Genomic DNA, 12,641 nt, shown 5'->3' on the forward strand with positions numbered 1-12,641 from the left:
GACCGGACATGATATTAAACCCCTTTTTTAGGCAGAAAGTTAAAAGCAAAGATTTAGAAAAAATTCTGTTTTGTACTTTCTGCTTTTCTGAGGACGATCGCCTTTTTAGTTTAAACTTGATGAAATTTATGGACTGGCAAGAAGTTTCCGGCAACTGGGTATTAATTCCTTCTAAACCGATCGCGATCGTACACTTTCTCGGCGGTGCATTTGTGGCGAGTGCGCCGCAACTAACCTATCGCTGGCTGTTAGAAGCTTTGGGAAATCAAGGATATGTTGTAGTAGCAACGCCGTTTGTCAATACTTTGGATCATATTGCGATCGCCCGCGATGTCCTCAACAAATTTGAAAATGCCCTCGATCGCCTGCGCGCCACTAAATTGCTCAAATCTTCCTATCTCCCCATCTACGGGATAGGGCACAGCATGGGATGCAAACTGCACTTGCTGATCGGTTCTGTATTTGACATAGAAAGGGCAGGCAATATTCTGATTTCTTTCAACAATTATGCAGCCTCCGAAGCCATTCCCATCGTCGAGCAAATTTCCCCCGTCTTTAAAGTCGAGTTTACCCCTTCCCCGCAAGACACCAATCGCCTAGTGCAAGATAGCTATCAAATCCGGCGCAATCTTTTAGTCAAATTTAACGGCGACAACATCGACCAAACCTTGCTGTTGACAAATCTGCTCAAACCGAGATTTCCCGACATGATTACAGTTCAAACCCTGGCCGGCAACCATCAAACGCCATTAGGTCAAGATGTTAGCTGGCCTATGGGTCAAATTTTTACACCCTTCGACGCGATCGGACAATGGGTCAAACAAGAAGTGTATCGAGAATTAAATGAATTAAAACGGACAATTCTGCTGTGGCTAAATCCTCTCTCCCGCCTTTAAAAGCTGCGGTTGTTCCTCAATCAGAAAGTTCCTCTGGTAATTGCAAACTCTCATTTTCATCGTCCGCCTGCGAGATTGGAGTATAATTTTTGACGATCGACAAACAGTTCCGTCCATCAGCCATTCTCTTGTAACTGAGACTGTCTGCGATGTCTTTCATCAACTTTAGGCCCCGCCCCCCCGAAGCTTCACAATCGATTTTTTCCGACATATCTTTAATTTTTTGCTCTAAATCAAACGCAGCGCCCGAATCCCAAATGTCTATCTCTAAAGATTCACTGCACACCGCCACCTGAATCTCCACCGGCAAATCCGGCGGTTTACCCTCGTGGGCGTGACGCACCGCATTTGTAAAACCCTCAGCCAAAGCTAATTGACAGCGTATCCACACACTTGTGGGAATTCGCGGGTCGTATAATTGTGCAAACCACGATAAAACTTTTTCTAAAGCACTCAGACCAGTATTGACTTGAAGATCCGCTTTCTTTAGGACTTGCAACTGTTCGGAACCTTTGAATTCAATCACGCTCTGCCACTGAAATTATAGTTCCATAAAATATAGACAAATATGGTATTGCCTGTACTTTACGTTTTTAACTTTTTTCCCAAAAGGCGGGCAACTGCTAGCGCCACGATCGCCCATCGCAGTAATTCACCAGCCGAGTCATTTTCCACCTTGTCAACTCTTTTGCCCTGTAAAATTAGGCAAATTTGAATGGGAGTTCGATCGTACTAGCTTTTGCTGCTAGGAAAATAAATGTCAAATCGAGTAATTAGCTCTTCATTATACCAGAAGTGTCACCCGGATGTCAATTCACGCCCGCCGCCCAAAAAAGTCTATAAAAGTTTATATTTTGAGTATAAACTGGGTAAGTTCGACTTCGCCAAAATTTTGCTCAAATTTAAAGGTAAATTGAACTTGATGGCTGGCAGGCAAAAGCATTTACCTGGAAAGCGATGTTATTAGACTATACTCAATCTCAGACTACCGCGCTGACAGAATATATTTTTAATGACCCCCAGACCTTGAAAGACTTGTAGTACCTGAGTGCCCATGTTTCAAATTCTGGTTATTGACGATGATACTGCTGTTCAAGAACTGCTGAGGAGAACCCTGAAAAAACAGGGTTACGAAGTGACAGTAGCAAGTAATGGCGAAGACGGCGTAGCCCAAGCGCAAAAAATACGTCCGGCGCTGATCATTTGCGATTGGATCATGCCGCGCTTGACCGGCATTGATGTTTGCCTTCGAGTTAAGGCCGATCCGGATCTGTCAACTACACAATTCTTTTTGTTGACTTCTTTGGGATCGATCGCCGATCGAGTCAAAGGGCTCGACGCAGGTGCCGACGATTTTATCTCCAAGCCGATCGAACTTAACGAGTTACAGGCGAGAGTACGCGCCGGATTGCGGCTGCACCAACTCGGCCGAGACTTGAAAATTGCGATGCAAAACCTCGAAGCCGAGTTAGCCGAGGCAGCCGAGTACGTGCAATCGCTGCTGCCAGATCCGATGACGGAACCTGTCAGCATCGAGGCAAAATTCATTCCCTCCCGGCAGTTGGGGGGAGATTGCTTCGACTACAACTGGCTGGATGCCGATTCTTTGGCGATTTACTTGCTAGACGTAGCCGGTCACGGTTTGCGGGCGGCGCTGCCTTCTGTCGCCGTGCTAAATTTGTTGCGATCGCGCGCGCTGCCCAACATTGACTACTACAAACCCAGCGACGTTTTGCGCGCCCTCAACACCACCTTCCAGATGAGCTACCAAAATGACAAGTATTTCACCATCTGGTACGGCGTTTACAACCGCATTTCTCGCCAGCTAGTTTACGCCAGCGCCGGCCATCCCCCGGCAGTGTTGATTTCCCAGTCGCCGACAAGCACGGCTAAAATCCAGCGATTAAAAACCCCCGGAATGCCCGTCGGGATGTTCCCCGATGCCCCCTATGTCGATAATTGTTGCGATGTGGAGGCTTTTAGCACTCTGTACATCTTTAGCGACGGGGTATACGAGATCCACCAACCTGACGGCAATATCTGGGGGCTTGACCCATTCATCGACCTGCTAGCAGCTTACAACGATGCAAGTGCCGACCAGTTAGAGCAAGTTTTGAAATACACTCAAAAGTTGAACGCCAAGGCAGTTTTTGATGATGATTGGTCTTTACTCAAGGTAAACTTTGGCTAGCTGAGTTATGGCAGCACATCTGCAACCAAATAGCAAGAATACAGCAGCCACTGGATTTAGTTAGTTGAGAGAATTTTGCTATTAAAAGCATCGCGGGTGGAAAATATCTCGAAAACTCGATCCATGCTGGTGAGTTCAAATAAGATGCGGATTTGCTCGTTGATAGAACAGACAACTAATTGACTTCCAGCGGCCCGGACTGTTTTGAGCGCCAAGACTAAAGCGCCCAAACCAGAACTATCCATAAATGTCACATCTTGGAAGTCGATCAATACCACATCGGCTCCCGCTTCCACTAGGTCACTAATCTCTTGGCGGAATTGACTTGCCTTGGTGCCGTCTAAAATGCCAGAGGGTTGAATAATTTTAACTACAGGACTCATATTTTGCGGTGGGAATGTCAGAATTTCTAGCCAGACTAGGGTTAGTATAGCTGCGAGATGGACTCCGATCCAAATAACAGAGGGAAAAAGCGCCAGAACCCCGCAGCGCCCCAAGGGTTTTGAGTGCCAGAGATGGCGATCGGACTATCGGCGCACAGGGGGCGAGTTATTTTTGAACTGGAAAATCTTTATTGTACCGAATGCCTTGGGCGATCGCTCAAACCAAGCTAACTTTGGCGCGGTAGAGGAGTTTGTCGCCTTGTTTGTAGCCTGTGTAGCGAACTTTAACTAATTCTCCCGGCTCGGCTTTTCCTTCGATGAGCTGGTGCTGTTGCGGGTTGTAGGGAAGTTCGGCTCCGACTGGGGCAATCGACTCTATTCCCCAATGCTCCAATAACTGCTCGACTGGCCGCAACAACGGCAGCAGTTTCTGGGCCCGCAAGTTGTGATTTTCCTCAGCCTTGCTCGCCGCAGTCGGCCACTGCAACATCCAAGATTCTAAAATTTGCACGCTAGAAAGCTGAAATTCCTGCAGCAAAGATTCTCGCTGCTGTTCGATGGTAGCTTGCAGGCGCTGATATTCTCGCTCTAGGGCACTCGGCGGCGCAGGTTCTAACTCTACAAGCTCGGGGGCAAAGGTTGCGAGCAGTTCATTTAAGGAAATTTCCAAAGCTTGACTGATTTTGAGCAGGATGTCGGCTCGGGTTTTGAAAGCTAAGCCGCGACGCAGGCGGCTTAGCTGAATTTCGGGAACTCCTGCTTTTTGGCTGAGTTCTCGATCGCTCGAAAGCCCCGCTTCTTGCATCAGACGCTGAAGTTGAGGAGCATAATCAGGAATATTAGCTGCCACGAAAAAGTCATCCAAATTGATAAATGGACATATTCTCGATCGTAAACTGTCCCGAGTCTTAAGGACAATACATCTTTGGGGCCTACTGGTAAAAGTGCCGGCCCCACAACGCCAATTAGCTATCTTGCGGCCACTTTTTCGGGTGCGACTGTTGTTCCTGTTGTCGCAGAACCTTGCAAGTGGGCTTCTAGGAACCACAAGCGCTTGTCAATTACTCGGGAAATTTCGGTGTACAAGTCGGAGGTGTCAGCATCGCCGAGTTCCGATGTTTTGTCGATCGCCGCGCGTAGGTGTTTGGCGTAGGGTGCATAGCGATCGGCCAAAGCAGTCACGAATTGTTTGCCCTCTACAATGTCAAAAGGAAATTCTGGCAGGATCGAATCGGCGGCGGCGCTGCGGGCTGTTCCTACAGCCAAACCGCCCAACGCTGTGATTCGTTCGGCAACCATATCAATGTATTCTTCAAGTTCTCCCGCCATTTCATCGAAGAGCAAGTGCAACTGATAGAAGTCCATGCCTTTGACGTTCCAGTGAGCTTGCTTGACTTGAGTTTTTAAGTCCAGAGTCGTAGCCAGCGTCCCGTTGAGCAGCCCGACTACTTGAGTGCGGGTGTCGGCTGACATATCGATCCGCGTCGGGTAAAGATGTTGTTTGTGGTTGTTGGCAGTCATAAATTTGTACCTTGTTATTAGTGATTGTCGATCGAATATCTGAGAAAGGTTTGGGCGATCGAACGAAAGCCTGTCGTCAATTGCTGTTGAGAGGCTCAGGCCAAGTGCATCTGCAACACGGCACGGGGAGCTCGGCGGACTTTGCAGCGGATGGTTTCTAAACCGAGACGCTGGCAAGCTTCGTACCGGTGGCAGCCGGAAAATCCGTAATACTGACCCTCTACTTCTAGCACATCGATGGGTTCGTTTAAACCTACCTCGCGGATCGATTCCATCAGGGCGGCTACTTTCGTTTGATCGTTGACTCGCGGCAAGGGGCGGCGAATCTGGTTGAGGGGTATTTCTGCAATCCTCATGGCGGCTGTCTGTTTTACTCTTATTTAAATCATACTCGTAATGACTTCGACTTGGCAAGCAAATGTCAGGGAATATTTAGATTGGGGGAGGTGCGATCGATCGTGCGACTGCAGCAAGAGTTCGATTTATGGTTTTTGATATTTCAATTCGCCTGTTAACAATTGTTGGGCTTGTTTATTTAACCATCCTGTAATAAAAATTCTCAAAAACCATACAATAGCGATCGCGCGGGTGCGTCGCCGTTAAAAATCCCTTAAAAAACTTGAATGTAGGGATTGTCGATGTATCCGCACCATACAAATATTCCCACTCTCTCCTAGCTAGCCACGCCTTGCAAACTTCTTAGAGGCTACCCGCAAATTCTGCATCGACCTTTTAGTCTTTTATTTTGTATAATAGAGAAAATTTGCGTTCTACTTTTTGTTGCCATTTAATTTGACAAACTTCACCTCTTTTAAGCTTATCCGATCGCTGCTAAGTAACGTTTGTATCCTCATATATAGTCATTTCAAATAAGTATGAGACTATTTAAAAATGAGGTAAAATGAATAAAAATAGTCAAGCCACTAGGAAAATGTCTTACAGTATTGATTTGAGAAAAAGAGTAGTGGATTATGTAGAAAATGGCGGTCGTATCGCTCAAGCGGCCGGACTTTTTAAGGTAGGAAGGGCAACGATATATCGGTGGCCGGGTCGGACCGACCGTATTGGCCACACAGGTAAAAAGGCGTAAGAGAAAACTAGATTGGCAAGCCTTAGAAAAGGATGTAAAAGAAAATCCAGATACCAGATTAATCGATAGAGCAAAGAAGTTTGGGGTAAGACCAAGTGCCATATCTTATGCTCTTAAAGAAATGAAAATTACTCGAAAAAAAAAAGAACGGGGTTACCAGGAGAGAAACCGAGAAGCAAGAATGAAATACTACAGATATCTGAGAGAATTGATTAAAGTATCGGGAAGTCAAAGTCGGGTCTTTATTGATGAGTCAGGATTTGAAGAGTTTCAAGATGGTGCTTATGGCGGGTCTTAAAGAGGAAAAAAAATCTGGGGCGAAAAGTCAGGAAAACGGGGGAAAAGAGAAAATCTAGTAGCGGTTCGACTGAAAGGGAAAAAGGACTTAATTGCCCCAATGGTTTTTACGGACAGCCTCAATGCAGAAGGTGTTGAAGGGTGGTTATCTTTATATTTATTACCCTCTCTGACAGAGCCATCTATATTAATCATGGATAATGCACCGATTCATCGAAAAACAGCCATCCGAGAACTGGTAGAGGAAACGGAGCATCAAGTTCTTTTTCTCCCAAAATATTCTCCCGACCTGAACGATATTGAACACGATTTTAGTGCCTTAAAGCGAGCCAGAATGTATGCTCCTCCTGGGACATCTTTATATGAACTCATCTGTGACTACTGCGCTCAATAGTGTCTCTTTTTTATTTGAAATGACTATATATAAAGATTAACCAAAATTTATAACTTGCGATAGATTCATAAATAACAGTTTATGAAGCCGGGTTTAACCCACATCTTATACCCGCTCGACAATATCGCGGAAACCAGGTAAGAGCGATGAGAAGCCTAGGATTTTATGGTGATGATATTGGTGCTGGGGTACGAGGTTAAAGTCACGCGAGACAGTACCAATCTCAATTATTCCTCTGAGGGCGGGTTCGCCCATATCCGCGTTAACCCGCCACTAGAAGATAGCAGCAACTTTAAAGTCGGCGGCTGTCTATTTTAGCGATTCCCCCTCCAAATCCAAAATCTTGCACCATCGAACTCTTTAAGAAATCGTGGGGAAAACCCAATTCAATTGCACTTACTTTGTCTAACTGCTGCATTTGTTCGGGAGTTAATTGAAACTCTAAACAAGCGAGATTTTCCTGCAGTTGCGAGAGTTTGCGGGAACCCACAATCGGAATAACTTTGACTGACTGTTGTCGCAGCCAATTCAGGGCTACTTGAGAGGCTGGTTTGCCAATTTCGGCTGCTATGGAGCTAACTTCGCGAGCAATATTGAGGTTTCGTTCGCTAATTTTTCCCGATTCAGGCGAATCAAGCCGTTTAGTTTCGCTGGCGGTTTCTGAAGTGTTGTATTTTCCTGTTAGCAAGCCGCCTGCTAGGGGACTCCAAGCTGTCACGCCAATGTTTAAGGCTTTTGCCATCGGGAGCAAATCCCGTTCTGGTGTTCGCTCTTTTAAAGAATACTCGATTTGCAGGCCGATAAATGGTGTCCAACCGCGCATTTGGGCGATCGTATTTGCTTGAGAAACAATCCAAGCGGGTGTATCGGAAATGCCGATATAAAGAACTTTGCCGGCGCGAACCAAATCGTCAAAGGCGCGCATTACTTCTTCGACTGGTGTGGTAAAATCCCAAGCGTGCAGCCACAGCAAATCTATATATTCAATTTGCAGTCGCTTCAAACTTGCTTCTACTGCTTGCACCATATTTTTGCGGTGGTTGCCGAAACCGTTGATTTCGCCATTCTTGGTGTTGAGGCTGTATTTGGTGGCAACTACCCATTTTTCGCGATCGGCTGCGATAAAATCGCCGATATATTTTTCGCTTGTACCGTTGGTGTAGAGATTCGCCGTATCAATGAAATTGCCGCCTGCTGCTGCAAATGCGTCGAACATTTTGCGGCTTTCTTCGTAGGAAGCGCCTGAACCCCACTCTTCGCCAAAAGTCATGGTTCCGAGGCAGATTTCTGAAACGCGAAGTCCGCTGTTACCTAGTAATTTGTATCTCATGTCGGCTTTTTTTAGCTAGCTAATTGCTTTTAACAGTTTAGATCGGGATTTGCTCAACTGTTGCCATTAGTCTGCGGTGGCTGGCTTGAGGGTGGGTTAGGGCTGTGCTGGATATTGAATGTTTTGTTAATTAAGTCAAAATGCCGATCGGCAGGATCTTAGTTTTGCTTTTGTAGTGCTGTCCCCGCTTGCTAAATATATAACCTGCAGAATCTACGGGAGTTCGCACTATCACAAAAAAAGTGCTTTTGACTTTCAACACGGCGCTGGGGCGAGCCTCTTACCTATGTATTTATAATCACATTGCTAATTTAAAATACAGTAAATTACTAAAAATATTATCTACCTTTAGATAGGTATTTTGCGAAAATAGTTAAATAAAAAAAATGCTATATTAATCATCAGCAAATCTGATTGAGATCGAGAAAAATTAGGTAGCTAAATTAACTTTTTAGCGCTATATTGATATACAGAATACAAAACCTAGGTGACTCACTTGGCTGATATCGTTGATACCGCCGTTGCGGCAGGCTCTTTTACAACTCTAGTTGCTGCCGTCAAAGCTGCTGGTTTAGTAGATACTCTCAAAGGCGCTGGGCCCTTCACAGTTTTCGCTCCTACAGACGAAGCTTTTGCTAAGCTTCCCGCAGGTACTGTAGAATCACTGCTTAAGGACATTCCTAAGCTCCAAAAAATCTTGACTTATCACGTCGTTTCTGGCAAAGTTATGGCCGCTGATGTGGTCAAACTGAAATCTGCGAAGACAGTTGAAGGCTCAGAAGTTAAAATTGATGCTTCCAATGGCGTCAAAATTAATGATTCTACCGTTACTACACCCGATGTTGCTGCTGACAATGGTGTCATTCACATTATCGATTCAGTCTTGCTTCCTGCGTAAGCACAGATTTAGATAACTCGATATTATCTTGAGGGCGGTGGCTATTTTTAGCCACTGCCCTGTTTTAGTTGAAGTTTAAATATTTTACGCAGATTAATAATTAAAACTATTGTAGAGCAGGGGAAATGGACCGATCGCACTGGCGAAAGTCTGCCCCAATTTTTTCGTGGCTGGGTTTACTGGGAAAACAGGTGACAAGCCAACAAGTGCCGTTGTACTCTGGAGTTGATTGCGGGCTCGCGGGTAGGTGCTGTGCCGCCGCACCCAAAAATTCTCCCAGAAACCGGGTCGATCGGGGCTTGTTCTAAATAAGATACAATAAGAAACACAATAAAAGTGCGATCGACATTATTTGATAGTTAAGCTATGCAATCTACAACTCAGTCCGAACAATCGTTTACATGGTTGCGTTTTGCAGCGTTTAATTAATTAAGAATTAACAAGTAACAAATAAATGCGTATAATTGTTGAAGGCTGGCGCTTTTTGCCACACTCCTACGCCATCGCCAATCAATTTCAGCTACTAGAAATGCTGAAATATCCCAACTTAGAAATTTTCCACAAAGATATCCCATATCTAGACGAAAATTGGCAGCCAGCAATCGGTTTGTTAGACGCAAATGCTGAAGCAGCAATAAAAAATATTCCTCACCCTTCCGCGTCTCTAAAAGCAGACGCTACGTTACGGATCTCAGTACCTTACAATTTTGCACCCTCAAATACAAAACGGACGTGCTTGTTTGCCACAACAGAATGGGGAATTCTGCACAACGAAAACTTTAGAATAACGGGCGCAGCTTCCCTCCGCGAAGGACACAGCAACTCTGATATAATTATTATTACGCCTTCCCATTGGTCGAAAACCGGATTTATCCGCAGCGGTGCAAATCCCGATCGCACAATTGTCATACCTTGCGGCATCGATCCGAATATATACAAACCTTTAACAAAATCGGAACGCGAAGCTTTGCGGAAACAGCTAGGATGGGAGGGATTTGTATTTTTGAATGTCGGTGCAGGATCTCCAAATAAAGGCATCGATTTATTGTTAAAAGCTTTCGCAGTTGTAGTTGAAAGTTATCCCGAAGCCAGATTAGTATTGAAAGGAGAAGAATCAATATATGAGTCGGATTCTCTGATCGCTCAAAACATAGACGAACTGACATTTGACGAAGCAGAACAAGTTTTGCCGCGCATGGCTTATATAGGAGAAACACTGCCTTTTGCAAAAATGGCTCAACTTTATCAAGCCGCGGATGCCTACGTATCTCTTTATTTAGCAGAAGGGTTCAATTTGCCAGCACTAGAAGCAATTGCTTGTGGGTTGCCGATCATCTGCACTAAAGGCGGCCCGACGGATGATTTTACAACTCCAGATTTTGCTTGGCACGTCGAAAGCACGTTTCAAGAAGGTACTTCTAACGGTATGCCAATATTTCGCCTGATGCCAGATTTAGAACATTCGATCGCCTTAATGAAAAACATTATAGAACAGCCGGAGTTGTGCGATCGCTCTCGCGAAGCAGGCCCCAATTTTGTAGCGGCTGGGTTTACCTGGAAACACGTTGCAGACAAACTCCTAGAGGTACTTTTGCCAAGTATTCGATCGCCCAATTAAACAGGGTGCGATCGAACACTTAGCAATTTCCGATAATTAGCGCTTGCAGGGCGCTGTTCGGAATTAATATAAGATACAATAGGACAACAAGTTTAAGCTTCAGACGTTATTTGACATTCAAGCTATGCAATCTACAACTCAGTCCGAGACAGAGCAGGCGATGGACGCTCCCAAACACGGCTTGCCCGTTACCATCATTACAGGATTTCTCGGTAGCGGCAAAACAACCCTGCTCAACCACATCCTGACCAACCAGCAAGGTTTGAAAACAGCAGTTTTAGTCAATGAATTTGGCGAAATCGGCATCGACAACGAACTGATTGTCACCACCGACGACAACATGGTTGAGCTGAACAACGGCTGCATTTGCTGCACAATTAATGAAGACTTGGTAAATGCAGTTTACAAAGTTTTAGAACGTCAAGAAAACCTCGATTATCTAGTAGTAGAAACAACCGGACTCGCCGACCCCCTGCCAGTTGCTCTAACTTTTTTAAGCACAGAATTGCGCGACCTGACCCGTCTAGATTCGATAGTGACAGTAGTAGACGCAGCTAACTATAGCTTAGATTTGTTTAACTCAGAAGCAGCTTACAGTCAAATAGCTTACGGCGATATAATTATCCTCAACAAAACAGATTTGGTTGAAGAAGCAGATTTAGATTTGTTGGAAGTTAAGATTCGCGATATCAAAGAAGGTGCTAGAATTTTGCGAACAGTAAAATCGCAAGTTCCCCTACCGCTAGTCCTCAGTGTCGGGTTGTTTGAGTCGGACAAATATTTCCAATCTGAGGAAACTGCTAGCAGTCACGAACATCACGACCACGGCCATCACGACCACGGCCACGACCATCACGACCACGGCCACGACCATCACGACCACGACCACGACCATCACGACCACGACCATCACGACCACTCCGACCATTTAGAAAATGACGGATTTACTTCAATTTCTTTCCAAAGCGACAAGCCGTTTTCTCTGAGAAAATTTCAATATTTCTTAGACAACCAACTGCCAACAAACGTGTTTCGTGCGAAAGGGATTATGTGGTTTGAAGAAAGTCCGAAACGGCATATTTTCCATTTGAGCGGCAAGCGATTTTCGATGGACGACGACGAGTGGAAAGGCGACGATCGCAAAAACCAGCTTGTTTTGATCGGTCAGGGTTTGGATACCGAGACTTTGCGATCGCAAATCGAAAACTGTCTATGTATGCCTGCACCCAATCGCGGCAAAGGTTTTGGGAAAAACTAAAGCTTGAAAATTAACCAGGGAGACTTGGCTGCGATCGCCAATGTCTAACAGTTCGATCGTTCGGACTTTAGTCCTCAGAATTGTGCGGACTAAAGTCCGAACGATCGAACCAATGTTAATTCGCTTGTACTCAAGAAACGTTTTGATTTTTACACTTAATTGTCAACTGTCGGCTGCTATAAATGCGAGTAATCATCCAGCGAGTCAAATCGTCTCAAGTCCAAATTAACGGTGAAATTGTCGGCAAAATTGGCTGCGGACTTAACTTGCTTGTAGCTATTGCAGACACCGACACCGAAGCAGAACTCGACTGGATGGCTCGCAAATGCCTGGAACTGCGTTTGTTTCCCGACTCAGCCAGCGAGGGCGGCCGCTGGGACAAGTCCGTACAAGACATCGGCGGCGAGTTGCTGGTTGTCAGTCAGTTTACCCTCTACGGGGACTGCCGCAAAGGTCGGCGACCTTCCTTTGACCGATCGGCAGCTCCTGAACGAGCCGAAATTTTTTATGATAAATTTGTCGAAAAATTGCGCCAGAGCGGCTTAAAAATCAAAACAGGCGTGTTTGGAGCTCAGATGCAAGTCTTGATAGAGAATGACGGGCCTGTGACTTTGGTATTGGAGAGAGAATCGGGGCGAGTTATGAATTTATAATAAAAATAGTTGCAGTGAGTAGTGTCACAATTAAAGGTGATTATTGTCATGTAACCGCTAAGTTAATTGTGAGATGATTACTCAAATTTAGTCGATTTGCAGAGTTTATGCC

The 12,641-nt window shown here is 45.3% G+C and carries 12 protein-coding genes and 1 pseudogene; 7 read left to right on the top strand and 6 right to left on the bottom strand.

Features of this window, described 5'->3' with window-relative positions:
• The first annotated feature begins 128 nt into the window (after positions 1-128).
• Positions 129-896, top strand: a complete 768-nt coding sequence (locus QT998_RS08120; protein WP_333093039.1) for a DUF1350 family protein — start codon at positions 129-131, stop codon at positions 894-896.
• A gap of 16 nt (positions 897-912) precedes the next feature.
• On the opposite strand, the gene QT998_RS08125 is transcribed toward QT998_RS08120, so the two are convergent.
• A complete protein-coding gene (locus QT998_RS08125; protein ID WP_333093024.1) occupies positions 913-1,422 on the bottom strand; it encodes an ATP-binding protein in 510 nt (169 codons plus the stop codon).
• Positions 1,423-1,950: 528 nt separating this feature from the next.
• Between QT998_RS08125 and QT998_RS08130 the strand changes: the two genes are divergently transcribed.
• Complete coding sequence (locus QT998_RS08130) at positions 1,951-3,087, top strand: PP2C family protein-serine/threonine phosphatase (RefSeq protein WP_194011011.1); 1,137 nt, start codon at positions 1,951-1,953, stop codon at positions 3,085-3,087.
• 56 nt (positions 3,088-3,143) lie between these two features.
• Here QT998_RS08130 and QT998_RS08135 read toward each other — a convergent pair whose 3' ends face one another.
• From QT998_RS08135 to QT998_RS08150, 4 genes are all read right to left on the bottom strand, one after another.
• Positions 3,144-3,470 carry an STAS domain-containing protein gene (locus QT998_RS08135; RefSeq protein WP_194011010.1) on the bottom strand — a complete coding sequence of 109 codons (327 nt, stop codon included), beginning with the start codon at positions 3,468-3,470 and terminating at the stop codon, positions 3,144-3,146.
• 217 nt (positions 3,471-3,687) lie between these two features.
• Positions 3,688-4,275: a helix-turn-helix domain-containing protein gene (locus QT998_RS08140; protein ID WP_228050239.1), complete on the bottom strand. Its 588-nt coding sequence runs from the start codon at positions 4,273-4,275 to the stop codon at positions 3,688-3,690.
• A gap of 164 nt (positions 4,276-4,439) precedes the next feature.
• On the bottom strand, positions 4,440-4,991 hold the full coding sequence (gene dps / locus QT998_RS08145) for a DNA starvation/stationary phase protection protein Dps (RefSeq protein ID WP_333118545.1): 552 nt from the start codon (positions 4,989-4,991) through the stop codon (positions 4,440-4,442).
• Between the two features lie 95 nt (positions 4,992-5,086).
• Complete coding sequence (locus QT998_RS08150; RefSeq protein WP_194069975.1) at positions 5,087-5,347, bottom strand: ParB N-terminal domain-containing protein; 261 nt, start codon at positions 5,345-5,347, stop codon at positions 5,087-5,089.
• A gap of 575 nt (positions 5,348-5,922) precedes the next feature.
• On the opposite strand from QT998_RS08150, the pseudogene QT998_RS08155 reads away from it, so the two are divergent.
• A pseudogene (locus tag QT998_RS08155) lies at positions 5,923-6,772 on the top strand (IS630 family transposase).
• A gap of 292 nt (positions 6,773-7,064) precedes the next feature.
• On the opposite strand, the gene QT998_RS08160 reads toward QT998_RS08155, so the two are convergent.
• On the bottom strand, positions 7,065-8,102 hold the full coding sequence (locus tag QT998_RS08160; protein WP_333118547.1) for an aldo/keto reductase: 1,038 nt from the start codon (positions 8,100-8,102) through the stop codon (positions 7,065-7,067).
• A gap of 496 nt (positions 8,103-8,598) precedes the next feature.
• Between QT998_RS08160 and QT998_RS08165 the strand changes: the two genes are divergently transcribed.
• The 4 genes from QT998_RS08165 to dtd all read left to right on the top strand — a co-directional run bounded on the left by QT998_RS08165 (position 8,599) and on the right by dtd (position 12,529).
• Positions 8,599-9,000: a fasciclin domain-containing protein gene (locus QT998_RS08165; protein WP_333118563.1), complete on the top strand. Its 402-nt coding sequence runs from the start codon at positions 8,599-8,601 to the stop codon at positions 8,998-9,000.
• A gap of 454 nt (positions 9,001-9,454) precedes the next feature.
• A complete protein-coding gene (locus QT998_RS08170) occupies positions 9,455-10,618 on the top strand; it encodes a glycosyltransferase (protein WP_333118549.1) in 1,164 nt (387 codons plus the stop codon).
• Between the two features lie 124 nt (positions 10,619-10,742).
• Positions 10,743-11,876: a CobW family GTP-binding protein gene (locus QT998_RS08175; RefSeq protein WP_333118551.1), complete on the top strand. Its 1,134-nt coding sequence runs from the start codon at positions 10,743-10,745 to the stop codon at positions 11,874-11,876.
• A 182-nt stretch (positions 11,877-12,058) separates the two neighbouring features.
• The gene (gene dtd / locus QT998_RS08180) at positions 12,059-12,529 is read left to right on the top strand and encodes a D-aminoacyl-tRNA deacylase (RefSeq protein WP_333118553.1); all 471 of its coding nucleotides are present in this window, start codon (positions 12,059-12,061) and stop codon (positions 12,527-12,529) included.
• The last annotated feature ends 112 nt before the right edge of the window (positions 12,530-12,641 follow it).

It is taken from the genome of Microcoleus sp. S1D4 (assembly GCF_036700765.1).
In the GTDB taxonomy this organism is placed as follows: domain Bacteria; phylum Cyanobacteriota; class Cyanobacteriia; order Cyanobacteriales; family Microcoleaceae; genus Microcoleus.

Excerpts from the sequence above, each read along its gene's own strand:
- QT998_RS08175 (WP_333118551.1), top strand. The coding sequence starts at position 10,743 with ATGCAATCTACAACTCAGTCCGAGACAGAGCAGGCGATGGACGCTCCC.
- QT998_RS08120 (WP_333093039.1), top strand. The coding sequence starts at position 129 with ATGGACTGGCAAGAAGTTTCCGGCAACTGGGTATTAATTCCTTCTAAA.
- QT998_RS08170 (WP_333118549.1), top strand. The coding sequence starts at position 9,455 with ATGCGTATAATTGTTGAAGGCTGGCGCTTTTTGCCACACTCCTACGCC.
- QT998_RS08140 (WP_228050239.1), bottom strand. The coding sequence starts at position 4,275 with ATGCAAGAAGCGGGGCTTTCGAGCGATCGAGAACTCAGCCAAAAAGCA.
- QT998_RS08150 (WP_194069975.1), bottom strand. The coding sequence starts at position 5,347 with ATGAGGATTGCAGAAATACCCCTCAACCAGATTCGCCGCCCCTTGCCG.
- dps (WP_333118545.1), bottom strand. The coding sequence starts at position 4,991 with ATGACTGCCAACAACCACAAACAACATCTTTACCCGACGCGGATCGAT.
- QT998_RS08160 (WP_333118547.1), bottom strand. The coding sequence starts at position 8,102 with ATGAGATACAAATTACTAGGTAACAGCGGACTTCGCGTTTCAGAAATC.
- QT998_RS08135 (WP_194011010.1), bottom strand. The coding sequence starts at position 3,470 with ATGAGTCCTGTAGTTAAAATTATTCAACCCTCTGGCATTTTAGACGGC.
- dtd (WP_333118553.1), top strand. The coding sequence starts at position 12,059 with ATGCGAGTAATCATCCAGCGAGTCAAATCGTCTCAAGTCCAAATTAAC.
- QT998_RS08130 (WP_194011011.1), top strand. The coding sequence starts at position 1,951 with ATGTTTCAAATTCTGGTTATTGACGATGATACTGCTGTTCAAGAACTG.